24 protein-coding genes, 1 tRNA gene and 1 pseudogene are annotated in these 24,073 nt (G+C 73.7%); 15 read left to right on the top strand and 11 right to left on the bottom strand.

The genetic code is table 11. The annotated features are described in order from the left end of the window. Window positions 1-170: 170 nt before the first annotated feature. Window positions 171-875 carry a hypothetical protein gene (locus tag ACWCHM_RS02715; RefSeq protein WP_454221414.1) on the top strand — a complete coding sequence of 235 codons (705 nt, stop codon included), beginning with the start codon at window positions 171-173 and terminating at the stop codon, window positions 873-875. A gap of 22 nt (window positions 876-897) precedes the next feature. Here ACWCHM_RS02715 and ACWCHM_RS02710 read toward each other — a convergent pair whose 3' ends face one another. The 4 genes from ACWCHM_RS02710 to ACWCHM_RS02695 form a co-directional block, all read right to left on the bottom strand. Continuing rightward, window positions 898-2,487 carry an ATP-dependent DNA ligase gene (locus tag ACWCHM_RS02710; RefSeq protein WP_454221413.1) on the bottom strand — a complete coding sequence of 530 codons (1,590 nt, stop codon included), beginning with the start codon at window positions 2,485-2,487 and terminating at the stop codon, window positions 898-900. A 103-nt stretch (window positions 2,488-2,590) separates the two neighbouring features. Continuing rightward, window positions 2,591-2,797, bottom strand: coding sequence for a hypothetical protein (locus ACWCHM_RS02705; RefSeq protein ID WP_088646578.1), 207 nt, complete (start codon window positions 2,795-2,797; stop codon window positions 2,591-2,593). Window positions 2,798-2,874: 77 nt separating this feature from the next. Then, the gene (locus tag ACWCHM_RS02700; protein ID WP_454223000.1) at window positions 2,875-4,227 is read right to left on the bottom strand and encodes a M20/M25/M40 family metallo-hydrolase; all 1,353 of its coding nucleotides are present in this window, start codon (window positions 4,225-4,227) and stop codon (window positions 2,875-2,877) included. Window positions 4,228-4,263: 36 nt separating this feature from the next. Next, window positions 4,264-4,974: a uridine kinase family protein gene (locus ACWCHM_RS02695; RefSeq protein WP_421490318.1), complete on the bottom strand. Its 711-nt coding sequence runs from the start codon at window positions 4,972-4,974 to the stop codon at window positions 4,264-4,266. A gap of 113 nt (window positions 4,975-5,087) precedes the next feature. On the opposite strand from ACWCHM_RS02695, the gene ACWCHM_RS02690 reads away from it, so the two are divergent. After that, window positions 5,088-5,489 carry a rhodanese-like domain-containing protein gene (locus ACWCHM_RS02690; protein ID WP_204958228.1) on the top strand — a complete coding sequence of 134 codons (402 nt, stop codon included), beginning with the start codon at window positions 5,088-5,090 and terminating at the stop codon, window positions 5,487-5,489. Window positions 5,490-5,715: 226 nt separating this feature from the next. Here the strand turns inward: ACWCHM_RS02690 and ACWCHM_RS02685 are convergent, their stop codons facing one another. The 3 genes from ACWCHM_RS02685 to ACWCHM_RS02675 all read right to left on the bottom strand — a co-directional run bounded on the left by ACWCHM_RS02685 (window position 5,716) and on the right by ACWCHM_RS02675 (window position 9,259). Next, window positions 5,716-7,260, bottom strand: a complete 1,545-nt coding sequence (locus ACWCHM_RS02685) for a cobyric acid synthase (protein ID WP_454221412.1) — start codon at window positions 7,258-7,260, stop codon at window positions 5,716-5,718. Then, the gene (locus tag ACWCHM_RS02680) at window positions 7,257-8,252 is read right to left on the bottom strand and encodes a cobalamin biosynthesis protein (protein WP_454221411.1); all 996 of its coding nucleotides are present in this window, start codon (window positions 8,250-8,252) and stop codon (window positions 7,257-7,259) included. Before ACWCHM_RS02680 ends, ACWCHM_RS02685 begins: the two co-directional genes overlap by 4 nt. A gap of 158 nt (window positions 8,253-8,410) precedes the next feature. Then, a complete protein-coding gene (locus ACWCHM_RS02675; RefSeq protein WP_454221410.1) occupies window positions 8,411-9,259 on the bottom strand; it encodes a single-stranded DNA-binding protein in 849 nt (282 codons plus the stop codon). A gap of 396 nt (window positions 9,260-9,655) precedes the next feature. Here ACWCHM_RS02675 and ACWCHM_RS02670 point away from each other — a divergent pair, with 396 nt between their 5' ends. Next, the gene (locus ACWCHM_RS02670) at window positions 9,656-10,078 is read left to right on the top strand and encodes an HPF/RaiA family ribosome-associated protein (protein ID WP_204958093.1); all 423 of its coding nucleotides are present in this window, start codon (window positions 9,656-9,658) and stop codon (window positions 10,076-10,078) included. A 101-nt stretch (window positions 10,079-10,179) separates the two neighbouring features. Further along, window positions 10,180-11,190, top strand: coding sequence for an alpha/beta hydrolase (locus ACWCHM_RS02665; RefSeq protein WP_454221409.1), 1,011 nt, complete (start codon window positions 10,180-10,182; stop codon window positions 11,188-11,190). On the opposite strand, the gene ACWCHM_RS02660 is transcribed toward ACWCHM_RS02665, so the two are convergent. Beyond that, a complete protein-coding gene (locus tag ACWCHM_RS02660; RefSeq protein WP_454221408.1) occupies window positions 11,161-11,877 on the bottom strand; it encodes a hypothetical protein in 717 nt (238 codons plus the stop codon). The two genes, ACWCHM_RS02665 and ACWCHM_RS02660, sit on opposite strands and share 30 nt — an antisense overlap. Window positions 11,878-12,028: 151 nt before the next feature. Here ACWCHM_RS02660 and ACWCHM_RS02655 point away from each other — a divergent pair. The 3 genes from ACWCHM_RS02655 (at window position 12,029) to ACWCHM_RS02645 (ending at window position 15,533) form a co-directional block, all read left to right on the top strand. Further along, window positions 12,029-12,101: transfer RNA gene (locus tag ACWCHM_RS02655), tRNA-Arg, on the top strand. Between the two features lie 141 nt (window positions 12,102-12,242). Next, window positions 12,243-13,961 (top strand): ArnT family glycosyltransferase, encoded by a 1,719-nt coding sequence (locus tag ACWCHM_RS02650; RefSeq protein ID WP_281894853.1) that lies wholly within the window; start codon window positions 12,243-12,245, stop codon window positions 13,959-13,961. A gap of 150 nt (window positions 13,962-14,111) precedes the next feature. After that, window positions 14,112-15,533, top strand: a complete 1,422-nt coding sequence (locus ACWCHM_RS02645) for a hypothetical protein (protein WP_204958089.1) — start codon at window positions 14,112-14,114, stop codon at window positions 15,531-15,533. 103 nt (window positions 15,534-15,636) lie between these two features. Here ACWCHM_RS02645 and ACWCHM_RS02640 read toward each other — a convergent pair whose 3' ends face one another. Then, on the bottom strand, window positions 15,637-16,206 hold the full coding sequence (locus ACWCHM_RS02640; RefSeq protein WP_204958088.1) for a TetR/AcrR family transcriptional regulator: 570 nt from the start codon (window positions 16,204-16,206) through the stop codon (window positions 15,637-15,639). A gap of 78 nt (window positions 16,207-16,284) precedes the next feature. Between ACWCHM_RS02640 and ACWCHM_RS02635 the strand changes: the two genes are divergently transcribed. Next, the gene (locus ACWCHM_RS02635) at window positions 16,285-17,238 is read left to right on the top strand and encodes a ketopantoate reductase family protein (RefSeq protein WP_454221407.1); all 954 of its coding nucleotides are present in this window, start codon (window positions 16,285-16,287) and stop codon (window positions 17,236-17,238) included. A 141-nt stretch (window positions 17,239-17,379) separates the two neighbouring features. Here the strand turns inward: ACWCHM_RS02635 and ACWCHM_RS02630 are convergent. Together ACWCHM_RS02630 and ACWCHM_RS02625 are read right to left on the bottom strand one after the other, a co-directional pair. After that, a pseudogene (locus tag ACWCHM_RS02630) lies at window positions 17,380-17,664 on the bottom strand (hypothetical protein); the annotation flags it as partial. A gap of 8 nt (window positions 17,665-17,672) precedes the next feature. Continuing rightward, a complete protein-coding gene (locus ACWCHM_RS02625) occupies window positions 17,673-17,849 on the bottom strand; it encodes a hypothetical protein (RefSeq protein ID WP_204958087.1) in 177 nt (58 codons plus the stop codon). A 298-nt stretch (window positions 17,850-18,147) separates the two neighbouring features. Here ACWCHM_RS02625 and ACWCHM_RS02620 point away from each other — a divergent pair, with 298 nt between their 5' ends. The 7 genes from ACWCHM_RS02620 (at window position 18,148) to ACWCHM_RS02590 (ending at window position 24,005) form a co-directional block, all read left to right on the top strand. Beyond that, window positions 18,148-19,032: a helix-turn-helix domain-containing protein gene (locus ACWCHM_RS02620; protein ID WP_088642701.1), complete on the top strand. Its 885-nt coding sequence runs from the start codon at window positions 18,148-18,150 to the stop codon at window positions 19,030-19,032. Next, window positions 19,029-19,226: a DUF397 domain-containing protein gene (locus ACWCHM_RS02615; RefSeq protein WP_454221406.1), complete on the top strand. Its 198-nt coding sequence runs from the start codon at window positions 19,029-19,031 to the stop codon at window positions 19,224-19,226. The genes ACWCHM_RS02620 and ACWCHM_RS02615 overlap by 4 nt, the downstream gene beginning before the upstream one ends. Window positions 19,227-19,327: 101 nt before the next feature. Continuing rightward, entirely contained in the window at window positions 19,328-19,867 is a 540-nt protein-coding gene (locus ACWCHM_RS02610; RefSeq protein WP_281894845.1) for a DUF4240 domain-containing protein, read from the top strand. After that, on the top strand, window positions 19,864-20,712 hold the full coding sequence (locus ACWCHM_RS02605) for an alpha/beta fold hydrolase (RefSeq protein ID WP_454221405.1): 849 nt from the start codon (window positions 19,864-19,866) through the stop codon (window positions 20,710-20,712). Before ACWCHM_RS02610 ends, ACWCHM_RS02605 begins: the two co-directional genes overlap by 4 nt. 155 nt (window positions 20,713-20,867) lie before the next feature. After that, window positions 20,868-22,061 carry a sensor histidine kinase gene (locus ACWCHM_RS02600; protein WP_454221404.1) on the top strand — a complete coding sequence of 398 codons (1,194 nt, stop codon included), beginning with the start codon at window positions 20,868-20,870 and terminating at the stop codon, window positions 22,059-22,061. Continuing rightward, a complete protein-coding gene (locus tag ACWCHM_RS02595) occupies window positions 22,051-23,319 on the top strand; it encodes a hypothetical protein (protein WP_454221403.1) in 1,269 nt (422 codons plus the stop codon). The genes ACWCHM_RS02600 and ACWCHM_RS02595 overlap by 11 nt, the downstream gene beginning before the upstream one ends. Then, the gene (locus ACWCHM_RS02590; protein WP_281894835.1) at window positions 23,289-24,005 is read left to right on the top strand and encodes a response regulator; all 717 of its coding nucleotides are present in this window, start codon (window positions 23,289-23,291) and stop codon (window positions 24,003-24,005) included. The genes ACWCHM_RS02595 and ACWCHM_RS02590 overlap by 31 nt, the downstream gene beginning before the upstream one ends. Window positions 24,006-24,073 lie beyond the last annotated feature (68 nt).

Here is a 24,073-nt window from a genome sequence, read left to right as displayed (position 1 = left end):
CCTCGAAAGGACGCACGACAGGCACCCACCCGGCCGGGGCGACCGGCAGGCGATTGGTTGCACCGGGCCCTCGGCGGGCCGCCGGGCCCAGGTCCGAACCACGCGGGGACGCGGGGCGAAACCGGACGCTGTATGGTCCGCAGGATGTCCAACGCGCGTGAGGTGTCGCGGTGACCTCCGACCCCGCCCCGTCGTATCCGTCCGATCCGCCCACGCAGACGAGCCCCGCCTCCGACCCGTGGGCGTTGTCGCCGGACGCGCCCCCGCCCCCGGCGGCCTTCCCCGCGCCCCCGGCACAACACACACCGTCCACGGCCCCGTTCCCGACTGCGCCTCCCCTGGCGGCACCGGTGAACCCCGCCACCTCGTCGACGGCCGATCCCTACTCCGCACCACCCGCCCAGTTCTCCGCACCACCGGCCCAGTTCCCGGCACCACCCGCACAGTTCTCCGCACCGCCGGCCCAGCCGGGGCCATACCCGCCGCAGTTCACCCCGCAGCTGCCGGGGGCGGCGGCTTTTCAGCAGCCGGCGGCGGTGCAGATCGGCGAGATCATGGTGAGTCCGCCGGTGATCCGTACCCCGTCCGGGATGATGCCCCTGGCCGGTGCCACCTGGTACGTGACCGACCACTGGCAGCGGGAGGAGAAGATCGCCAGTTGGGCGATGGTCTGCGCCATCCTCGGCTTCTTCTGCCTCACCATCTTCAGCCTGCTCTTTCTGCTCATCAAGGAGACCCGTTACCACGGCACGGTGCAGGTGACGGTGACCAGCGGCGGCCACCAGTACGTGGCCCGTATCCCGGTCCTCGACCAGGGGCAGGTGCACCAGATCAACAACCAGGTCAACTACGCCCGTTCGCTGTCCGTGCTCTGACCGACCGTCCCACCGGCGCGGCTCAGCCGGTGGGACGCCCGGCGTGCAGCGCCCGGACCGTGTCGATGGTGTCCGCCTCGGCGGCCGACTTGTCGTCGCGGTAGCGCAGCACCCGGGCGAACCGGAGGGCCACCCCGCCCGGGTAGCGGGTGCTGGCGAGCACCCCGTCGAAGGCGATCTCGACCACCTGCTCGGGGCGGACCCGCACCACCCAGTCGCCACGCTCCACGGCCAGCCCGAGGAAGCGTTCCGTCTGCCAGCGCAGCAGGTCGTCGGTGAGGCCCTTGAAGGTCTTGCCGAGCATGACGAACTCGCCGGTGCGCGGGTCCCGGGCGCCGAGATGGAGGTTGGACAGCCAGCCCTGCCGCCGGCCGCTGCCCCACTCGACGGCCAGCACGACCAGGTCGAGGGTGTGCCGTGGCTTGACCTTGACCCAGGCGGTGCCCCGTCGACCGGCGTCGTAGGGCGCGTCCGGCGACTTGACCACCACCCCCTCCTGACCGGCGTCGAGCGCGGCGGCGAACACCGCACCGGCCTGCTCGGGGTCGTCCACCTCGGACCGGCCGACCAGCAACGACCCGTCGACGACGTCGGCGAGCCGGGCCCACCGCTGCCGGCCCGGCAGGTCGATCAGGTCGTCGCCGTCGAGGTGCAGCAGGTCGAAAAAGTACGGGGTGAGCGCGGTCGCCTCGGCCAGCGGGGCCACGTCGGCCGCACCGCTGGCGGAGGTGACCCCGGTCGCGGCGGCGGTGGCCCGGCGGGCCGCCCGGCTGGAGGTCTGCGGGAACGGCAGTGGACGCCCGGCGGTGTCCAACCCGATCGCCTCGCCGTCGAGCACGACGTCCCGGACCGGCAGGGCGCGTACGGCGTCGACCACCCCGGGCAGCCGGGTGGTGATCTCGTCGAGGCTGCGGGTGAAGACCGCGACGTCGTCGCCGGAGCGGTGCACCTGGATGCGGATGCCGTCGAGTTTGACGTCGACCACGGCCGGGACCCCGGTGGCCTGGAGCGCGGCGTCGACCGAGGGTGCGCTCTGGGCCAGCATCGGCGCGAGCGGGCGGCCCACCCGGAGCCCGAACCCGGCCAGCGCGGCGGCCCCGCCGGTGCGGGCGGCCAGCGCGACGGCCCGCAGGTCACCGGCGAGCAGCAGGGCGCGGCGGACCGCCGTCACCGGGACCTCGGCGGCCTTGGCGACGGCGTCGGCGAGCAGGCCCGCCTGGGCGCCCTGGCGCAGTTCACCCCGGAACAGGTCGACCAGCAGCCGCTGCTCGTCAGCGGTGGCGGCCCCGAAGAGGGTGCCGAGCAGGTGCCGGCGGCGGGCCTGGGAACCCGGACCGTGCACGGCGGCGATCTCGTCGATCGCCGCGTCGACGGCGGTCACGGTCAGGGTCGGCTCGGCGGCCGGCGGCGGCAGGTCACGCAGGCTGGCCCAGCCCACGCCGGTTTGCCGTTGGCGCAGCTCACCGGCGAGGTAGCCGGAGCCGACCGACACCTCGGACGGGTCGAGCGCCCGCAACGCGTCGGCCAGCAACTCCACCTTGGCCCGCCGGCCGGAGGTGGCCGCGACGGCCGCGGAGGTGGCTGCCAGGTCGAGGAACCGCACGCACCTCATCCTGCCAGCCACCCCCGACATCGCCCGGGTATTGCCGTACCCGGGCCGTCCCGATCCGGCCGTCCTCCCCAGTGGCGTCGGGTGTGGGCACCCGGACCACGGCTCAGACCGAGACGGGTTCCTCGATGCGCAGACCCCGGGCGCGGACGCCGTCGGCGACCCGGGACAGCACGCCGTCCAGGGCGACCAACACCGCCGAGAGCTCGCCGAGCTGTTCCTTGAGCGTGTCCTCGGGCCACGCGGAGACGTCGACGTCCCCCAGAGCGCTCACGGCGGCTTCCAGCCGCGTCATCACGTCGTTCGTACGCATGTTCGAAAGGCTATACCAGACTGCCGTCCGACACGCCGCGAACTGCGACATCGACCCCGAAGTTATGGTTCCGCGACCTAACCGGCCCGCCGACCCTGCTCGGCCACCTTCGCCAGCAGCAACGCCTCCGCCAGGCAGACCCGGGCGAACTCGCCGAGGTGCAGGCTCTCGTTGGGGCCGTGCGCCCGCGCGTGCGGATCCTCCACCCCGGTCACCAGGATCGCCGCCTGCGGGAACATCTCCTGGAAGGTGGCGATGAACGGGATCGAACCCCCGACACCGATGTCCACCGGCTCGGTGCCGTCCCAGGCGGCCCGGAAGGCGGCGCGGGCGGCGTCGAACATCGGCCCCGACGCGTCGATGACACACGGGTCGCCGTCGTGTTCCAGGGTCACCGTCACCCGGGCCCCCCACGGCGCGTGCTTCTCCAGGTGGGTACGCACCGCGTCGTACGCCCGCTTGGGGTCGTCACCCGGCGCCAGCCGTACGCTCAGCTTGGCCTTCGCCGCCGGGACCAGCGCGTTGGGTGCCTCGCCGGTGGCCGGGGCGTCGATGCCGAGCACCGCCACCGCCGGTCGGGTCCAGAGCCGGTCGGTGATCCGGCCGGTGCCGATCAGCGCGACTCCCTCGGCCAGCCCGGCCTCGGCCCGGAACCGGTCCTCCGGATAGTCGACGGCAGCCCCCGCCCCGGCGGTCAGGCCGTCGACTGCCACGTCCCCGGCGTCGTCGTGCAGGGTCGCCAGCAGGCGGACCAGCGCGGTCAACGCGTCCGGCACGGCCCCGCCGAACATGCCGCTGTGCACCGCGTGGTCCAGGGTGCGCAGCTCGACGAACAGGTTGACCACGCCGCGCAGCGAGGTGGTCAGGGCCGGCACGCCCACGTCCCAGTTGGTGGAGTCGGCGATCACGATGACGTCCGAGGCGATCTCCTCGCGGTGCTCGGTGAGCAGCCGCTCCAGCGAGTCGGAGCCGTACTCCTCCTCGCCCTCGATGAACAGCACCACGCCGACCGGGAGCCGGTCGCCGAAGGCGCGCAGGGCGGCGACGTGCGCCATGATGCCGGCCTTGTCGTCGGCCGCGCCGCGCCCGTAGAGGCGGCCGTCCCGCTCGACCGGCTCGAACGGCTCGGACTCCCACAGCGACAGGTCGCCGACGGGCTGCACGTCGTGGTGGGCGTACATGAGCACGGTGGGTGCGCCGGGCGGGGCGGGCTTCGTCCCGATCACGGCGGGCTGGCCGCCCGACCGCACGATCCGCACGTCGAGACCGCAGCCGCGCAGCAACTCGGCGACCGCCTCGGCGGAGCGCTCGACGTGCGAGTGGTCGAACCCCTCGAACGCGATGCCGGGGATGCGGACGAGACGTTCCAGGTCGGCACGGACCCCGGGCAGTTCCCGCGCGACGGCGTCCCGTACCTCGGACTCGGACATGATCGGTGAGGTCATGACCGGCATCGTATGCCGGCCTTACCGCGAGCCACCCGGCGAGCCGGAACCCGCGGTCGGGCCGGGCCGGCGACCGGCCGCAGCCGCCGGCCCGGGAGCACCGGTGGGTGCCGGGCGGCGGACGTAGTAGCGCTCCCCATCGTGCGGCAGGGTCGGTGCGCCGTCGACCACCAGGTCGACCGCGTCGGTGGTCCGGTCGGCCGCGAAGTGGGCCGCCTCCCCCGCGTGCCAGCGGCGCAGTTCCGCCAGCAGGTGCGCACCGTCGCGGTCCAGCGCGCGCCGCAACCGCACCGGCTCCGGCGCGGTGACCTGCACCGACAGGGTCAGCTCCGGGCGGATCGCCGCCCGCGCCGCGCTCACCCCCTCCAGCAGCAGCACCGGCGCGACAGGCACCGGCACCGCGCGGGGCAGGAACGCCCGACGCACCCAGCTGTACCGCCGGTAGGAACCCGGTCGCCCGGCCCGCAGCGGGGTGAGTACCCGGTCCTCCAGCCGGGTCCAGAAGGTGAACTGGTCGTCCCAGCCGTCGAGCAGGTCGTCGGTGTGCACCACCGGTGGCCGTCCGCCGTCGGGCAGGCCGGCCAGGGCGTCCGCGAGGCGCGCGGTGAAGACGCTCTTGCCCGCGCCGCTGGGCCCGTCGACGGCCACCAGTCGGGTACGCCCCAGCCGCGCCGGCCCGGCGAGCACCCGCCGGGCCAGCGTCGCGTACGCCTCGACCAGGGCCACCGTCACACCGGTGACGCTAGTGGGTGTCCCCCGTGAGCCTGGTTCCACCGTGGGGAGCGCGGTTCGTCGGGCGGGGCCCGTGGGTGCCGGGGCATGATCTGGACGTGCTCAATGACGTGATGAGTCCCGGCGTGGACGCCCTGCTGGAACAGGCCCGGGCCGGGCTGCGCCGGCTGAGTCCTCACCAGACGGTCGAGGCGGTACGGGCGGGTGCGCTGCTGGTCGACACGCGTACCGAGGGACAGCGCCGGGAGCAGGGGGAACTACCCGGCGCGATAGTCATCGACCGGACGGTGCTGGAGTGGCGGCTGGACCCGGCCAGCCGGTGGCGCATTCCCGAGGCGACCGGCTACGACCGGGAGATCGTGGTGGCCTGCCGGCACGGCTTCAGCTCCAGCCTGGCGGCGGCGGGCCTGCAGGCGTTGGGCCTGCGCAACGCCACCGACATGATCGGCGGTGTGCAGGGGTGGCTGGAGGCCGGCCTGCCGTTGTCGGACCAGCCCGCCGACGTGCGCGGCTGACGACCGGGCCCGGCACGACGACGGCCCGACCGATCTGCCTGGCCCGGACCGGCTGCCCAGCCGGTGCGGGCACGGGGCCGGTGCGGGCTCGGGGCCGGTGCGGGCACGGGGCCGGTGCGGGCACGGGGCCGGTGCGGGCACGGGGCCGGTGCGGGCACGGGGCCGGTGCGGGCACGGGGCCGGTGCGGGCTCGGGGCCGGGCTTCCGGCCGGTGCGGGCGGGGTGGTCAGCTCGTCGGTGGTGCGCCGGGTGGGATGAACGGCAGGTCGGCGGGGGCACCGGTCTCGATGAGCCGGCACAGCGCGGCGGTGTCGAGGTGTTCCTCGACCAGGTCGCCGAGCAGGTCGAGGGAGCGTTCGCGGGCGGCGTCGAAACTGGTGCCCGGTGCGACGGTGAAGCCGTGCCGACCGGCCGACCGGGCCACCTCGGTCAGGAACCGGCGGCGGAACCCGTCGGACTCGAACGCGCCGTGCCAGTGGGTGCCGTGCACCGCGCCGAGCCGCGCGCCCTCGGGCCGCCCGTCGGCGTGGTGCAGCAGTGGGGGCAGGTCCGCGTCGGCGGTGGAGACGTACCCGTGGTGGATCTCGTAGCCGCGTACCGGGACGTCCGGCGCGGCGGTGCCGACGGCGGGGCGGACGGTCTTGACCGGGTCGAAGGTGATCTCGATGGGGAGCAGGCCGAGGCCGGGGACACTGCCCCGGCGGCTCTCCACCTGATCGTGGATGGCGGTGGCCAGCATCTGGAAGCCACCGCAGATGCCGAGCAGCGGCCGGCCGGCGGCGGCGTGCGCGGTGACCGCCTCGGCGAGCCCGGTCTCCCGCAGCCAGGCCAGGTCGGCGACGGTGGACTTCGAGCCCGGCAGGACGACCAGGTCGGCGGCGGCCAGCTCGGCGGGCTCGACGGTGAGCCGGACCCGGACGCCCGGTTCGGTGGCGAGGGCCTCCACGTCGGTGGCGTTGCTGATCCGGGGCAGCCGGACCACGGCGACGTCGAGCCAGTCGGTGCCGTGCGGGGCGGCGGGCCGGCCGAGCACCCGGCCGTAGGCGAGCGAGTCCTCGGCGTCGAGCCACAGGTCGAGGTGCCAGGGCAGCACCCCGTAGGTGGGCCGGCCGGTGACCCGGTGCAGCATGTCGAGCCCGGGGCGGAGCAGCCCGAGGTCGCCCCGGAACTTGTTGATCACGAAGCCGGCGATCAGGGCCTGGTCGGCGGGGTCGAGCAGGGCCACCGTGCCGAACATCGAAGCGAACACGCCACCCCGGTCGATGTCGCCGACCACGATCGTGGGGAGCCCGGCGTGCCGGGCGAGCCCCATGTTGACGTAGTCGCCGGCCCGTAGGTTGATCTCGGCGGGGCTGCCCGCCCCCTCGCAGATCACCACGTCGTACGTCGCCCGCAGTTCGGCCAGGGCCGCGTACGCCGTCTCGGCGAGCTTCGGACGCAGGGCCCGGAAGTTGCCGGCGGTGACCGTGTCGACGGCCTCGCCGAGCAGCACCACCTGACTGGCCAGGTCGCTGCCGGGCTTGAGCAGCACCGGGTTGAACCGCAGGTCGGGGGCGAGCCCGCAGGCGGCGGCCTGCATCGCCTGGGCCCGCCCGATCTCGCCGCCCCGCCCGTCCGGGCCGACCACCACGGCGGAGTTGTTGGACATGTTCTGCGCCTTGAACGGGGCCACGGCGACGCCCTGCCGGTGCAGCCAGCGGCAGATGCCGGCGGTGAGCACGCTCTTGCCCGCGTCGGAGGTGGTGCCCGCGACGAGCAGCCCGCCGCTCACCGGCGACGCCCCCCACCCCACAGCGTGCCACCGGTGGCGGCGACCAGCCGACCCCCGGTCGTCGGCCAGGCCGCGGCCAGCGCGAGCGCGGCCAGGCCGACCGTGCCGGAGAGCCGGGCGGCCCGCTTGAGGTGCCGCGCCTCGGGGCGTGGGCCGTCGCCGAGGAACGGCCGCACCTCGGACCGCCCGAAGTAGACGTTCCGGCCGCCGAGCCGGACGCCCAGCGCACCGGCCATGGCCGCCTCGCACTGACCGGCGTTGGGGCTGGGGTGGTCGTTGCGGTCCCGACGCCAGACCTGCCAGGCCCGTCCCCGGTCGCCGTGCACGGTGGGTGCGGCGGCCACGGTGAGCAGCCCGGTCAGTCGGGCCGGCACCAGGTTGAGCAGGTCGTCGAGCCGGGCGGCCGGGGTGCCGAACCGGGCGTAGCGCGGTGAGCGGTGCCCGACCATAGCGTCGAGGGTGTTGGCCGCCCGGTAGCCGAGCAGGCCGGGCAGCCCGGCGAGGGCACCCCAGAGCAGCGGCGCGACGACGGCGTCGGAGGTGTTCTCGGCCACCGACTCGACGGTGGCGCGGGCCAACTCGCCCTCGTCGAGCCGGGACGGGTCCCGACCGCAGAGGTGCCCGAGCCGGTGCCGGGCCGCCGGCAGGTCACCGGCGCGCAGCGCCGCGCCCATCACGGTCGCCTCGTGGCGCAGGGTCCGCCCGCCGAGCACCGTCCAGGTGCCGGCGGCCACGGCCAGGGCCCGGACCACCGGGTGCCGCCGGGTGGCCCGGCTGACCGCCGCTCCGAGCAGCACCGGCCCGCCCACCGCGACGGCGGTGAAGAGCGCCCCCGCCCGGCGGTCGGCGCGGTAGACCCGCCGTTCCAGGGCACCGGCGGCCCGGCCGAAGCCGGCCACCGGATGCCAGCGCCGAGGATCGCCGAGCAGGCTGTCCAGCGCGTACCCGGCCAGCAGCCCGACCGTGTCCGCCGTCGCTGTGCGTCGCCCCACCCGTCACCACCTCCGGCCGGCCAGCCTAGTCGTACGGCGGGGTGGCCACGTCGCCGTCGCCACCCCGCCCCCGTCCGTACGAACCGGGACCCGTGTCCCTTCCCCGGCACGGGTCCCGGAGCGCGCCCACACCCGGTGCGGGCGGCTGCGGGGCGATCTCAGGCCGGCACCGGGACCCGACCCCGGCCCCGCCTGCCCCGGCCTGCCGGACCGAGCGCCACCTCGCCCGGGGTCGGGACGACCGCACCTTCCGCACCGGCCGCCCCCTCGCCGCCCGGTCCGTCGTCCTCCGTACGGCTCCCGCCGCCCGGTCCGTCGTCCTCCGTACGGCTCCCGCCGCCCGGACCGCCCGCGTCGCCCGGCCGGTCCCCGCCGTCCGACCGTGCCGCCGGCTCGTCGTCGGGCAGCGGGGACAGGTCGTCGTCGGGTTCGTCGTCGAACGGGTCGGCCGCCGGCACGTACCCGCCGGCCGACAGGTCGTCGCCGGCCTGCGGGAGCCCGAAGCCGGGCAGGTCGAAGTCGTCGTCGAGGGGACGGTCGTCCGGCCCGACAGGGACCTCGTCGGCCGGCACCGGCTCGGTCGGCTCGCCGTGCACCCGCTGGGCCGCCGCCGCGTCCTCCACCGTGCTGGTGGCCATGCTCGGCCGGTTGCGCAGGAACCGGGACCGGCCCCGGGACAGGTCGTGCCCGACCGCGACCGCCTCCAACTCGTAGAGCACCCGGTGGTTGCCGGCGTCGTCGGTCCAGTCGCGGGTGTAGAGCCGTCCCGCGACCACCACCGGGTCACCGACCATGACCGAGGCGGCCACCCCCTCGGCCAGCTTGCGCCAGCAGTTGACCCGGACGCGCAGACTGTTGCCGTCCACCCACCGGCCGCTGTCCCGGTTGAGGCGGCGGGCGGTCGAGGCCACCTTGAAGTTGGCGACCAGGGTGTTGCTCTGCGCCGTACGACGCCACTGCGGCGCGGTCAGCACGTTGCCGACGATCGTGACGTAGGTATCGAACATCGTCCCCTCCCAGGGGCCTGTGGATGCGGTGGCGAGTCGACTCGGGACCGAGCCTGGCCGGTACGGCACGGTGGGGCGAGCCCCCGACCCCGTCCTGTGGACAACCGGAGTGCCTGTGGACGATCACCTGATCAAGGTCCCGGTGTGCTAGGCCATCAGGCCCTGGGGTGGCCCGACCTGCCGGGGCGAGGATCACAGGGCGGAGCCGATCCCACCCCTCGGGTCACGACGACACGGGGAAGGTGGCGTCACCCGGAGTGAGGTCGACCCCGGCTGGGTAAAGAGTTGATCACCCAGGCACCACCAGGCACGACGTCCGACGAGAAAGGCAACGCTGATGATTCGGACCCCGTTGCGTACGACCGGCTCCGTCCGCACCGAGCGGGAGGTGCGGCGATGAGCGCGGTGGCGAACCCGGCGACCGTGGCCGAGTGCCTGCGGATGGGCGCGGGCTTCTCCCAGGGCGACCGGAACTGGATCGTCGAGCAGTTCGGCACCCTGGACGCCCGGCTGGCCGCCTTCCACGCCGACGCCACCGAGCTGGAGGTGTCGGTCAAGGACCGGGAGGCGCGCGGGCAGAAGGTCACCCTGGAGTGCTGGATCGCCGGCCGGCAGAAGATCGTCACCACGTCGAGCGAGGAGGACCTGCGGGCCGCCCTCAACGACGCCCGCGACGACCTGCGCCGCAAGCTCAACGACGCCAAGACCAAGCAGGAGCCCCGGCACAACAAGCACATCCGGGAGATGGCCCAGCCCGTCCCCGCGCCGGATCTCGACGCCGACGACACCGCCGGCCGGCTCGACGCCGAAGCCGTCTGACCGACCATCGGGCCGTTCCCCTCCCACATCCGAGGGGAACGGCCCGATGCGGCACCGTGGGGGGCTACCGCCCGGTAGCCTGCGGGCGTAGCGTCGCGGTCGTGGAACAGGACGTGCTGGGGCCGCCGTACGAGCGGCAGACGATCGACCTGGGCACCGACGACGAGGGTCCGGTGGTCGCGACGCTGGTCCGACGGCGTGCCGACCGCCCGACCGGCCGGGCGGTGCTCTATGTGCACGGCTTCGTCGACTACTTCTTCCAGACCCACCTGGCCGACTTCTACGCCGAGCGCGGCTGGGACTTCTACGCCCTCGACCTGCGCAAGTACGGTCGCAGCCTGCTACCCCACCAGACCCCGAACTTCTGCCGCGACCTGAGCGACTACTTCCCCGAGCTGGACGCCGCCACGACGGTCATCCGGGACGAGGACGGCCACGACACCCTGCTCGCCATGGGCCACTCGACCGGCGGCCTGCTCATCTCGCTGTGGGCACACGCCCGTCGCGACGCCGCAGCGGTCGACGGGCTCGTCCTGAACAGCCCCTTCTTCGACCTCAACGCCCCCTGGCTGGTCCGTCGACCCCTCGCGGCCGCCGTCTCCCGGCTGGGCCGTCGCGCGCCGCACCGCATCCTCCCCTTCGGCCTGGGCACCGTGTACGGCGAGAGCCTGCACGCCGACCATCGGGGTGAGTGGACGTACGACCTGGCCTGGAAGCCGCTCGCCGGGTTCCCCGTCCGGGCCGGCTGGCTGGCTGCGATCCGCACCGCCCAACGGCAGCTCCGCGCCGGGCTGGACATTCCCGTCCCCGTGCTGGTGGCCTGCTCGACCCGGAGTTTCCGGGGCACCCGCTGGCACGACTCGGCCGCCCTGGCCGACGCGGTGCTGGATGTGGAGCACATGGTCCGCTGGGCACCCCGGCTCGGCCGGCACGTGACGGTGGCCCGCTTCGACGGCGGCAAGCACGACCTGGTGCTGTCCGGTCCCGCCGTCCGTGAGCAGGTCTTCACCGAGGTCGGCCGCTGGGCCGAAGCCTTCCTCGGTGCCGGCCCGACCCCGACCACCCCCACCGCCACCCCCACGTCAGGCTCGACGTTCGCCACCTCCGGGTAGGGCGGCGAGGACCCGGTCGAGGGTCGCCACCGGGTGTCCGTCCACGGACTCAACCTCCACGGCCGGTGCTGCCTCGGCGGGCAGGAGCACGCCGAGGCAGCGCAGACCGATCTCCCCGGCGGCGTCGGGACGTACCCCGAAGACGGGAGCGCCGACGTAGCCGGCGGGCAGCGCGGCGGTGATCCGCAGCCGGTCGCCGTCGCGGACGGCCCGCTCGACGGCGACCTCCAGCGGTCGGCTGCCGTCGCCGCCGACGCCGAGGGCCAGCACGATCGCGGTGACCGGCCCGGCGGCGAACGCGGCGAGATCGTCCGCCGTGACGGCCACCGCGGCGGGCACCGGCTGCACCCGCCACCGCCAACCATGCCCGCCGGCGTACCCGTGCAGTTCCCTGGTGGGCAGGGCTGCCACGCCGACCTGCGGGTCCCGGGTCCAGCCGGTCGGAAGGTCCGCCAGCGGCAGCGACCCGCCCGCGACGCCGGCCGGCTCGGTGACGCTGGGCCGCAGGCCGAGCCGCTGCGCCTGCCCGGCGACCACGTCCGCGGTGAGCAGAAACTCGCCGGCCGGATGGCTGAGGAAGAAGGCGGTGCCCGGGTCGCCGGCCGTGTCGACCGGCAGGATGGCCCGACCCAGGAGCTGGCACAGCTCGTAGGCGACCTCGTCTTCGGCCTCGGGTTCCAGCAGCACGGACCCGAGGGTACGGCCCGCCGCGCCGGGCGGAAGAGGGGTGCCCGGATCGGGGGTGCCGTGGGACGCTGATCACGCGTGTCCGGATGCGACCCGTTCCGCCGTGCGGCGGGGGGTCGGCGGTACCCTCTTGGCGCGACACGTACGCCGCGCGCCCGTAGCTCAGCGGATAGAGCAGGGGACTTCTAATCCCAAGGCCGCAGGTTCGAATCCTGCCGGGCGCACAGGTACTTTCCCCTTCTGACCAGCTCGCGTGACGCCGTCCGTGCGGCTGCCCCGCAGCGATCCGTACCCGTCGTGCGCTGTGGCAGAATCGCCCGGGTGCCGCCCAACGGGCATGTGGACGCCGTCCGGAAAGGGGGGCCGTGGCAAAGCTGGTGGAAAGGAACAGCCCCGACGGGCGGGTGGGAAACGCGGGAGAGACGGCAGCGGGCTCCACTGCCGGGCTTGGTCTGCGGAAGTCACTTGCGTGCCGCGCGGCAGCAGTCGTCGGCCTTGCGGGCGTCCTCTACCGGGCGATTCTGATAGCTGTGGACGTTCCACCGGCCAACAGCGACGAGGGTACCGCCGGCCTGGCCGCTCTGCACATCGGAGAGGGCCGGGAGTGGCCGACCTTCTTCTACGGCCAGGACTACATGGGCACCTTCTATTCCTATCTTGCGGCCCCGTTGGTGCAGGTGTTCGGCACCCACTGGTGGGCCCTCCGGCTGCCGGCACTCGTCTTGTACGCCGTCTTCCTCGTCCTCGTCTTCCGGTTGACGCGCACCCTTTATTCTTCCTGGTTCGCGGTATTCGTCACGGGAGTCATGGCGTTCGGGTCCGACCGGGTGGTCAAGGATCAGATCATCGGGGCGGGCGGCTATTCCGACGTAGCCACCGCCGTTGCCGGTCTCATGCTGGCATCCGCACTGCTGGTCCTGCGGCCGGCGAAGCGGCGGACGACGCTCGTCGTATGGGGGTTGCTGGCCGGCTACATCGTCTGGACCCACTGGCTCGCCCTGCCGTACGTTGCCGCCGCCGTCCTGCTCGTGGCATGGGTGGGGCGAGCAGGGATGACGATCCGTGGGGTGGCCCTGGCGGTCTGCGGGTTTCTCCTCGGCGCAGCGCCGCTGATCGTGTTCAATCTTCGTCTCGACCGCCCCAACTCGTTTTCGGTGTTGCTGTCCCTGAGCGGCGCCACCGAGCCGGCCGCCTGGTCGGACAGGTTGCACGGCGCGGTCATCGTCGGCCTACCGCTCAGTTCCGGGTTGTGTGCGCCGAGCCGCTGTGCCACCTGGCAACTGTGGTGGGGACCGACCTATCTTGTCCTGCTGGTCGCGGCAACGGCCATCGCGGTCGCCGCATTACGTCGCGCCGACGACGGTGAATGTCGCGTGCACGCCAGCCGGCTGGCGCTCATCGCCGGTGCCGCGATGACCCTCGCCGCGTATGTCGCCAGTTCCTCGTCGGCGATGACGCCCGTGGAGAGCGCCCGCTATCTTCATTACGGGATGGTGTCGCTGCCAGCTGTTCTCTGGCCGCTGTGGGTGGGTGCGACCGCCCTGGTCGGCAGGGTCGGGTCCAGCGTCTCCGCCGATGATGGCGGAATCCGGCGACGGGTGACCGGTCGGAGCCGCAGCCGCGCATTCCTGGCCGCCGGTTGTGTCACGTTGGCCGGTGCGCTTTTCGCGGGCCTGTCGATCGCCACCGGGCAGCTGATCGTCCACCGGTCCCGGTACGCCGGGCAGGCCGACAATGAGCAGCAGCTTGTGGACAGTCTGCGGACGACCGGAGTCGGCCACGTCTATTCCGGGTACTGGACGTGCAACCGGCTCGCCTATCGTAGTCGGGAGCAGGTGCGGTGCGCCGTCCTCGACGATGACCTGTCGCCTGGTCTCGATCGCTATCGGCCGTACCGGGACCAGGTCCGCGCTTCCGCCCGGGTGGCCTACGTCCTTCCCGCGTCGAGCGCGATGTCGGACACCTTCGCCCGGTCCGCCCCCACGCTCGGCGTCGATGTGGTTTCCCGCTACGAGGTCGGCGGCTACCAGGTGTATGTCTGCCACACCCGGCGACCCCCTGCACCAGTGGTGACCGATCGGTGACTGCACGTCACCAACCGACAGGCAAGCGCATACCCAGGACCTGGGAATGACCTTGTTCACCATCCATCCACATTGATGTATGTCACGGAGCTCGTTTGGATGGACACGCACCGTCAACCGGCGGTGCCCGCCACCAATCGAGGAGCATCCTTGCCCCGGTCCCCGTTCCGGACCCGACGGCCGCGTACCCTCGCCGCCGTCACCGCCGCCACCCTGGCCACCGCCCTCGCGGTGCTCTCCGCCCCGACACCCGCCCTGGCCTGGGGGCCCGGCACCGAGCCGGCCCAACCGTACGCGCAGCCGAGCATGCCCACCGTGCCCAAGCGCGGCTGCCAGTCCACCGTCGCCAATCCGGCGGCACCGACCGGCGCGACCCCCGCCGTACAGGTGATCTACGCGTGGCACGACGGCGTCGGCAACAACTACGAGGCCAACGTCGAGTACATCGCCAAGGTGGTGGACCGGATCGACTGGGCGCTCGACGAGTCGACCAACTACGACCAGCACTACAACTTCAGCTGCCGTACGGGCTACGACACCAGCACGTACGCCGGCTACGCCCGCGCCCTGGTCGTGCCCGAGAAGATCGACGCCGGGGCGAACCCGAACACCCCCGCCAGCACGGTCCGCAGCGACCTGATCTCCGCCGGATACCAGGACAGCAACCGGATCTACCTGGTCTTCACCGACTTCGCGTCGAACTCCGACGCCTACCAGTGCCCGACCGGCGGCAACTCCAGCGGCGTGCACTGTTCGGCGGTGACCGAGTCGTGGACCACCGGGGTCGCCGGGCACGAGCTGCTGCACGTGCTCGGTGCCGGGCACGCCTGGATGGCCGAGACGGGGGCCTCCTACGTCCCCGACATCATGTACGGCTGGTGGGACAACTGGAACACCGATCCGGGGTTCCGCAGCTACTACGACCCGAGTGAGCTGTCGGCCAGCTTCTACATCGACCCGAGCCCGTCGACGGCGAAGGTGAACGTGGCGAACCACCCGATGCTGACCGCCCCGGTCTGCTGCGACGTGGGCGCGAACAACGACCTGCTCACCGCCGAGCAGCGGACGGTCGAGGCGGCCACCCCGGGCAGCAGCACGTCGACGTTCACCACGTCGGGCGGCTGGCACCAGGTGACGCCCGCCTGCGGCATCTCGACGAACTCCTGCACCTACTTCGACGGTCGCCGGTCGGTCCAGCTCAACACCTACACCGGGCCGTCCAACACGTCGTCGATCTCGCTGACGAACCGGGCGACGGTCACCGCCGGCCGGACGTACAAGCTGTTCACCCGGTTGCGCAGCGGCACGGCGGTGAACACGCAGCTCCAGCTCGCCTGGTACAACTCGGCCGGCACCCTGTTGTCGACCAGCACCGGAGCGACCGACACGCTCGCCAGCAACTGGCTGGAGTACCGGACGACCGCCACCGCCCCGGCGAACGCGGCCAGCGTGCGGATCACCGTGAACGTGCCGCCGCAGTCCACCACCGGCAACCAGGCCATCAACCTGGACAGCCTCCAGCTCAACGACTGTACGGCGAACACCGGCGGCACCTGCCGCTACGACACCTGAGCCACCGGCCGGGTACGGGCGGCCACGAGCCACCCGTACCCCGCCCCGGCCTCCTGCGCGGCCCGCGTTCCCCCGCCACCGGCGGTGGGGGCGCGGGCCGCGCTCATCGTGCCGGTCGGCGCAGGCCGTCGAGGACGAGGGTGATCACCCCGTCCGCGTCGGGCCGGTAGGCCGGGTGGCCGTACGCCGCGCAGATGCCCTGGATCGCCATCATGACCGCGCCGGCCCCCACGTCGTCGCGGATCTTCCCGGCCCGGACGGCGGCGGCCAGCAGGTCGGTGACGGCCCGGCCGAGGGCCTCGGCGCCCTCGGCGAGCGTGCCCGAGTGGGCAGCCATCAGCGTGGACAGGGTGCGGGCGAGGCCCTCGTGGGCGTGCAGGTGCGCCACCATACCCCGCAGGAAGGACTCCAGCGCTTCGTCGGCGGGCAGGGTGGCCTGCGCCTCGCGGGCCCGTTCGCACATCGCGTCGAGTTCTTCCCGGTAGACCGCCTCGGCCAGGGCTTCCCGGGTGGGGAAGTGCCGGTAGAGCGTGCCGGTGCCGACGCCGGCCAGCGTGGCGAAGTCGTCGAAGCGCAGGTCGTAGCGGCCCTCGGCGAACAGTTCGCGGGCCTTGGCGATCAGGGCGTCGCGGTTGCGGCGGGCGTCGGCGCGCAGCGGCTTGGCGTCGGTCATGTGGGGGCCTCGCGTTGACAAGTGGAGACTGTCTCCATATTTTGGAAGTGGAGATGGTCTCCGATTATAGCTCCCGAGGTGCTTGTGAAGATCCTGATGTTCGGTCGTGGCGTGATCAGCGCGACGTACGGGTGGGCCCTGGAACGGGCCGGGCACCACGTGGAGTTCTACGTCCGCCCGGGGCGGGCGGCGGCGTACGGGGAGGCGATCGACCTCGACCTGCTCGACGCGCGGCGGCGACCCTGGGGCCGGCGGGTCGCCGAGAAGTGGCCGGTGCGCTACCGCGAGACGCTGGAGCCCGACCACGACTTCGACCTGATCGTGCTGAGCGTGCAGCACTACAACTTCGCCGAGGCGGCGGCCTTCCTCGGGCCCCGGGTGGGCGCGGCCACGGTCCTCGTCTTCAACAACCTGTGGGTGGAGCCGCTGACCGCGACCGCGCACCTGCCCGCCGACCAGGTGGCCTGGGGCTTCCCCGGGGCCGGCGGCGGTTTCGGCGACGACGGCGTGCTGCGCGCGTCCCTGCTGCCCGTGGTCTTCCTCGGCACGCTCGACCGGCCGCCGACCGACCGCGAGCGGGCCGTGCGCCAGGTGTTCCGGGCGGCCGGGTTCCGGGTCCGGGAGAACGCCGACTTCCGTGGCTGGCTGTCGGTCCACTTCGTCCAGAACGCCGGCCTGCACACCCAGAGCCTGCGGCGGGGCACCCTGTCCGCCCTGACCACCGGTGACCTCCGCGAGGCGATCCGCGCCACCCGCGAGCTGCTGCCGCTGATCGAGGCGCGCGGCGTCGACCTGCGGCGGCACCGCGCCGAGCTGCTGCCCTTCACCGCACCCGTCTGGGTGGCGGCACCGGCGATGTCCCTGCTGATCAACCGCTTCCCGCCGATGCGCCGGGTGACGGCAGCGCACGCCAACCCCGAGGAGCTGCGCGCGGTCTGCCGCGACACCCTGGCCGAGGCACGCCGGCTGGGCATCCGGGTCCCCCGGCTGGAGGCGGCCGAACCCTACTTCGCCGCCACCACGACCCCCTGACTCCCGTCACCCGCCACCGGCCGCACCCCGTCCACCCGGCGGCCGACGCCCGGCCGACGCACCGGCCGCATTCCGTCCACCACCCGTCGACCGGCGCTCGGGCGACGCCCCGGCCGCAGCCCGCCCACCGTCCGCCGGCGGCACCCCCGCCGGCCGGGGCCCCCGCCGCATGTTCGGCGTCACCCCCGCCCGGCCCGGTGCGCGCGGCACCGGCGCGGGCCGCACCATCACCAACCCCGCCGGCCGTACGAAGATCGAGCGCCGGAGCACCGCGTCCCCCTTGGCGTCGAGCTGGTAGACGTCGAGCCAGCACCACCCGTCGTAGGTGATCCAGTCGAGCACCCGGATCACCCGGCACCTGATCGGCCTGACGAACTGCACACTGGCCGCCCGGCCCACGTCCACCAGGTCACCCGCCTTCGGCAGCGGCGCGTTCACCGCCACCCCCAGACGTGCCGGAACCTGCGCCACTGCCTGATCCGGTGCCGGGCGGCCTCCGCCACCGGGCAGAACCCGGCCTCGGCGCACCTCACGCACCGCCGGTGTCGGTGCTGGTCCAGGCAGTCCCAGGCCAGCCGGACCAGCAGCGGCACCTCGCGGCGGGCGGTCACGACGCCACCCCGGGCCGGGCGTCGCGCTCGTCGCTGACCCACATCGGATGTCCTTTCCGGAAATAGCGCCGCCCCGCCCGCGCGCTATTCGCTACGAGCGGGACAGCGGGCTATTGTCGACGCCATTTCTGACGCCCCGGATCACCGTCCGGCGATTCACACCCTGCGACACGACCGACACCTTGCGCAACAACTCCCCTCCCCCCTAATCTCGGGTCGAATTGACGCACGAGGGACGGAGGACAGAAATGGCACAGGGGAAACAATTGTCGTTGCACCAGGGGTGCGGTGATGTTGCATGACGGAGGAAACAAGCGGTTCCACCGTCCCCCGGCGGCAGCTCGGCCGGCTGCTCACCCAGCTCCGTGAGGACGCCTCGGTCTCCCTGGACAGCGCGGCCGAGGGATTGGACTGCTCCCGGCAGAAGGTGTGGCGCATCGAGAAGGGTCTGGTGCCGGTGCGGGTGGTGGACGCCCGCGCCATGTGTGCGATGTACCGGGTGCCCGAGGAAATGACGTCCATCGTCGCCGGGCTCGCCAGGGAGACCCGCGCCAAGGGTTGGTGGCATTCCTACGGCGACGTGGTCCCGTCCTGGTTCTCGCTCTACGTCGGCCTCGAATCGTCGGCGTCGACGCTGCGTCAATACGATTCGGAACTGATCCCGGGCCTGCTCCAGACCCGTGAGTACGCGGCGGAACTGTTCCGTCGCAAGAATCCCACCATGAGCCCGGCCGAACGCGAAAAGCTCGTCGAGGTACGGATGCAGCGCCAGCACGTCCTGACCCGCCGGCTGCCCAGCGCGCCCACCCTCAAGGTGGTGCTGAGCGAGGCGGTGCTGCGGCGCACCCTGCCCGACCGGCAGGCGATGGCCGGGCAGCTCCGGCACCTGCTCGACATGGCCACCCTGCCCAACGTGAGCCTGCGCGTCCTGCCGTTCACCGCCGGCCCGCCGCTGGCCAGCGAGACGGGCACCTTCGTCCTGCTCGACTTCCCGCAGGCGTTCGGGCGGGCATCGACGGAGCCGACTACCGTCTATCTGGAGAACATCACCGGCGCGCTCTATCTGGACAAGCCGGCGGAGGTCGCCGCCTACGACCGCGTCTGGGCCGACCTGGAGACGCTCGCGGCCGACGAGGCGGCAACAGAGAAAATCATCCGGGCGATCATCGAGGAGCGAGCATGACTGACCTGGCCGGGGCCGTCTGGCGCAAGAGCACCCGCAGCGGCGGGAGCGGCGGCAACTGCGTCGAGGTGGCCGACAACCTGCCCGGCCTGATCGGCGTACGGGACAGCAAGGACCAGGCCGGCCCGGCGTTACGGTTCGACCCGGCCGCCTGGTCCAACTTCGTCCGCGCGGTACCCCGCCGGCCCCGTTGAACCCCGTCGGGGCCGCCCGCCCGGGTGGGCGGCCCCGACGTCCCACGTCGGCGGCACGACGTCGCCCGGAGAACGTCGGGGCGTCCCGCTACGGTGCTGCCATGAGCGACACGGAAACCGCGAACCGCCTGCCCACGGCCGAGGAGGAGGCCCGGTTCTGGGCCCTGGTGGAGGCCGCCTGGGAGCGGCTCGGCCCTGAGCCGGCCGCGCTGCGCCGGGCGCTGCTCACCCGCGACCGGGCCGCCTCCGACGACGACGCGTACGCGTTCGACGGCTGGCGGGACGCCTTCCTCGACCAGTTGGGCCAGCTCTGCGCCGACCTGTCCAGCCCCGAGCTGACCGCCCTCGACCGGGTCGTCGAACGCAAGCTGTACGACATCGACCGCGCCGACGTGCACGCGGTGGTCGACGGCTCCGACGACGGTTTCCTCTACGCCCGGGGTCACGTGGTGGCGCTGGGTCGGGAGTTCTACGCCGCGGTCCGGGCCGACCCGACCCGGGCGGTGCCCGACGCCCACCTCCAGGGCATCTGCTACTTCTTCGCCCACCTGCACGACAAGCGGTTCGGCGACTGGCCCCGCACCGGCTCCGGCATCTCCCGCGAGTCGTTCAGCAACCCGGCGGGCTGGGTCGGCCAGTGAGCGGCCAGGCCGTGCCGAGCGAGCGCGACGTGCCGCTGCCGGACGGCGGCACCCTGCACGTCTACGACACCGGCGACGACGGCACCGGCCGGTTGCCGGTGGTCTGGCACCACGGCACCCCCAACATCGGTGCCCCGCCGGCCCCGCTGTTCGCCACGGCCGACCGGCTCGGCCTGCGCTGGGTGTCCTACGACCGCCCCGGCTACGGCGGTTCCACCCGACGCCCCGGCCGGGACGTGGCCTCGGCCGCCGCCGACGTCGCCCGGCTCGCCGACGCGCTGGGCCTGGACCGGTACGCCACCGTGGGCCACTCCGGCGGTGCACCGCACGCGCTGGCCAGCGGCGCGTTGCACCCCGACCGGGTGGTCGCCGTCGTCGCCGTCGCCGGCCTCGCCCCCTACGACGCGGCCGGGCTCGACTGGTTCGCCGGGATGACGCCGTCCGGGCAGGAGTCGCTGCGGGCCGCCACGCGGGGCCGGGCGGTCAAGGAGCGGCACGCGGCGTCCGACACCGACTACGACCCGGAGTTCACCCCGGCCGACCTCGCCACCCTGGCCGGGCCGTGGGCCTGGCTCGACGAGGTGGTGGGTCCGGCGGTGCGGGGCGGCCCGGACGGCCTGGTCGACGACGACCTCGCCTACGTCAACCCGTGGGGCTTCGACCCGGCCCGGGTGACCGTGCCGGTGCTGCTGCTGCACGGCGGGCGGGACCGGGTGGTGCCGGCCAGCCACAGCCGTTGGTTGGCCGGGGTCTGCCCGGCGGCCGAGCTGCGGATCACCGACGACGACGGGCACCTGTCGGTGCTCGGCGGCGCACCTGCCGCCCTGGAGTGGCTCCGCCGCTGATCGACGCCGGATGCTGCCCGACACGTTCACCGAACGCAACGCGACACGCCGCACACCAAAGGTGAACAGTTAGGGCAGCTCATGTTATTCTCCGGCTTCGATGCACCGCCGAGCAGACCCGGACGGGTCACCGCCCGAAGGACGCACTCCCCCCGATGTCGGCCCTACCCGCTCCGACCTCGTCACCGTCGTTACTGGAGCGGCCGGCCGGTGGCGCGCTCCAGCTCATCTTCACCACCCTGCCGGCACTGCTGCGGCTGACCTGCGGGCTGTTCGGTGCGGTGACCGCGCTCGCGGTACGTACCCCACCGGTGCGGGTGCCGCTGCTGCTGGCCGCCGTGGCCGCGCTCACCGGCTGGTCGCTGTGGTACGCGGCACGCGCCCTGCGGGTCGGCATCGGCCCGGGGCTCGTCGCCGGGGACGTCACGGTCACCGTCGCGGCGAGCCTGCTGGCCCCGGTGCTGGTCGCCCCGGAGGTACTGCCCGGCGAGGGTAGCTGGCTCGCGGTGCTGGCCAGCACCACCGTGATCAACGCGCAGGCCACCGCGCCGGCCCGCTGGTCGGTGCCGGCGGGCCTGCTGGTCACCGCCGGCTACGCGGTCGGCACCTCGGCCGCCGGCAACACCGTCGAGGCCGGCGCGCACGCGGCGACCCTGCTCATGCAGACGGCCTGCGCGGCGATGATGGCGGCGGTGATGCGCCGCTGGATCGGCCGGGCCGACACCTCCTTCGCCGACTTCCAGCGCCTGCGCCGGGACGTGGTGCTGGCCCGCACGGCCCGCGAGGTCGAGCGGCGGCAGAACCGGGACCTGCACGACACCGTCCTGTCCACGCTCACCATGGTCGGTCTGGGCGCCCTGCCGGCCGGCTCGGCGGCGTTGCGCGACCGGGCCGCCAGCGACCTGCGTACCCTGGTCGGCCTCGCGCACGCCCGGTCCACCCCGGCGGGCGAACCGGGCGACACCGGCCCGGTCGACGTCGACACCGGCCTGCGCACGCTGCTCGCCACCCACCCGCAGTTGCGGGTGACGGCCACGCTGCCGCCCTGCGCGGCACCGGCGGGGGTGACCGCCGCCCTGGTCGACGCCACCGCCGCCGCGCTGGCCAACGTGGCCCGGCACGCGCCGGACGCCGCCGTGACCCTGCGGCTGGGCCGCAGCCACGGCGGCATCGTGGTCGAGGTGGTCGACGACGGTCCCGGTTTCGACCCGGCCACCATCCCCCTGCACCGGTACGGGGTACGCGAGTCGATCCGGGGCCGGATGGCCGAGGTCGGTGGCCGGGCGGTGGTGACTTCCGCCCCTGGCATGGGCACCCGGATCAGGCTGGAGTGGCCGCATGTCGACTGACCTCAACGCGACCGGTCTCGGCGCGACCGGTCTCGGCGCGACCGGTCTCGGCGCGACCGGTCTCGGCGCGACCGGTCTCGATGCGACCGCCTCGGCCCGCGTACCCCGGCCGGCGCAGCGGGCTGCGGACCCGGTGGCGGCCGACGGCCCGGCGGTGGACGTGGGCCGGGCCTCGGACCGGGGGGCCCGGATCGCGGCGGTGGCCATCGCCCTGGTGTGGCACCTGGCGATCGGGTTGCCGGCGGTGCTCGGCGCCTGGTCGACGCTCGCGACCCCCACGGTGGTCGCCGCGGGCTGGCTGGCCGCCTGCGCCCTCGGCGGGTACGCCGCACACCGGCTGCTGCACGGCCTGCTGCCTCCGGCGCTGCCGCTGGCGGCGGCCCTGCTGACGGTCGACGCGGCGGTCTTCGCGGCGGCCGGCCGGGAGCAGCTCTTCGCCGCTGCGAACTGGGCGTGGACGGGGCTGGCCTGGTTCTTCGTGGTGGTGCTCTGGGGTCGCCCGATCCGCTGGATGATCGTCCTGTTGGCCGGGCACGCGGTGATCGCGCTCGCCGCGCTGGTCGGTGACGGGGCGACCGCCCCCGCCGACCTGACCCGCTTCACGATGTACGTCTACGGCACCTCGTCGCTGCCGGTGGCGGTCTTCACCGGTGCGGCGGTGATCACCACCCTCGCCCGGGAACGCGCCGACACCGCCACGGCGACCCTCGCCGTCCGCGCCGAACGGGACGCTGCCGAACGGGCCTGGGCGGACCGGCGGGCCCGGCTGGCGCTGGTCGGCGGGGCCGCCGAACAGGTGTTGGCGGAACTGGCCGACGGCCGCGCCGACCCGGGCGACCCGTTCGTGCAACGGCGGTGCGTACTCGCCGCGACCCGGCTGCGGCGGCTGATCGCCGAGTCCGACGACGTGCCGGACCCGCTGCTGCACGAGTTGCGGGCCGCCGCCGACCTGGCCGAACGCAACGGGTTGCCGATCGAGCTGATCGCCATCGGCACCCCGCCGCCGCTGCCGGTGGAGATCCGTCGACGGCTCGCCGATCCGCTGGCCGCCGCCCTGGCCGATGCCACCGGTTGGGCACGGCTGACCGTGGTGGCCGGCCCCGACGAGGTGGCGGTCAGTCTGGTCACCCCGGACGGCCAGGGCCCGGGGGCGGCGGATCCGCCGACCTCCCGGGCCGGCGACGACGACCAGGTGGAACACGTACATGAGCGGGACGGGGAGATCAGGTGGACGCAGACCCGATGGCGCAGGCCATGAGCGGGGAGCGCCCGGTCGGTGTGTCGATCGTCGACGACCATCCGGTGGTGATCGACGGTGTGCGGGCCTGGCTGTCCACCGAGCCCCGGCTGCGGGTGCTCGCCACCGGCGACGACCCGGACCTGGTGCTGCGGGCCGCCCCGGAGGCCGACGTGATCCTGCTGGATCTGCGGCTACGCGGGAAGATGGTGCTGGACAAGCTGGCCGAGCTGAGCGCCGACGGCCGGCGGGTGGTGGTCTACTCCGAGCACACCGACCCGGCGACCATGCTCGCCGCGCTCGACGCCGGGGCGACCGCGTTCCTGGCCAAGCACGAGGGGCGGGAACACTGCGTGGCCACGGTGCTGGCCGCCGCCAGCGACCGCCCGTACGTGCCGCCGGCCCTGGCCGGGGCGATGGTGGGCGATCCACGCCCGGACCGTCCGGCCCTGTCGGACAAGGAACGGGAAGCGCTGCTGCTGTGGTTCCAGTCGATGTCGAAGGCGTCGGTGGCCCGCCGGATGCAGATCAGCGAGCACACCGTCAAACAATATGTGGACCGGGCCCGGATCAAGTACACCCGGGCGGGTAGGCCGGCCGCCACGAAGGCGGCGTTACTGGCCCGGGCGATCGAGGACGGTCTCATCCGGCCGGAGGAGATCGGCATCTACCGGTCACAGGCGTCGTACGACCGGCCGACCCCCTAACGGGTGTCATGACAGCCCGTCACGCCTCGGCGAGGCTGGGACGCCAGGAGACCACTGCGCGGGGGAGG

Source organism: Micromonospora sp. SCSIO 07396 (assembly GCF_053667945.1).
Note: the sequence above shows the minus strand (reverse complement) of the source record. Positions and strands in the feature narration are given on the sequence as shown.

Excerpts from the sequence above, each read along its gene's own strand:
- ACWCHM_RS02710 (WP_454221413.1), bottom strand. The coding sequence starts at position 2,487 with ATGAGGTGCGTGCGGTTCCTCGACCTGGCAGCCACCTCCGCGGCCGTC.
- ACWCHM_RS02705 (WP_088646578.1), bottom strand. The coding sequence starts at position 2,797 with ATGCGTACGAACGACGTGATGACGCGGCTGGAAGCCGCCGTGAGCGCT.
- ACWCHM_RS02700 (WP_454223000.1), bottom strand. The coding sequence starts at position 4,227 with ATGTCCGAGTCCGAGGTACGGGACGCCGTCGCGCGGGAACTGCCCGGG.
- ACWCHM_RS02690 (WP_204958228.1), top strand. The coding sequence starts at position 5,088 with ATGAGTCCCGGCGTGGACGCCCTGCTGGAACAGGCCCGGGCCGGGCTG.
- ACWCHM_RS02675 (WP_454221410.1), bottom strand. The coding sequence starts at position 9,259 with ATGTTCGATACCTACGTCACGATCGTCGGCAACGTGCTGACCGCGCCG.
- ACWCHM_RS02670 (WP_204958093.1), top strand. The coding sequence starts at position 9,656 with ATGAGCGCGGTGGCGAACCCGGCGACCGTGGCCGAGTGCCTGCGGATG.
- ACWCHM_RS02640 (WP_204958088.1), bottom strand. The coding sequence starts at position 16,206 with ATGACCGACGCCAAGCCGCTGCGCGCCGACGCCCGCCGCAACCGCGAC.
- ACWCHM_RS02620 (WP_088642701.1), top strand. The coding sequence starts at position 18,148 with ATGACGGAGGAAACAAGCGGTTCCACCGTCCCCCGGCGGCAGCTCGGC.
- ACWCHM_RS02615 (WP_454221406.1), top strand. The coding sequence starts at position 19,029 with ATGACTGACCTGGCCGGGGCCGTCTGGCGCAAGAGCACCCGCAGCGGC.
- ACWCHM_RS02610 (WP_281894845.1), top strand. The coding sequence starts at position 19,328 with ATGAGCGACACGGAAACCGCGAACCGCCTGCCCACGGCCGAGGAGGAG.
- ACWCHM_RS02600 (WP_454221404.1), top strand. The coding sequence starts at position 20,868 with ATGTCGGCCCTACCCGCTCCGACCTCGTCACCGTCGTTACTGGAGCGG.
- ACWCHM_RS02595 (WP_454221403.1), top strand. The coding sequence starts at position 22,051 with ATGTCGACTGACCTCAACGCGACCGGTCTCGGCGCGACCGGTCTCGGC.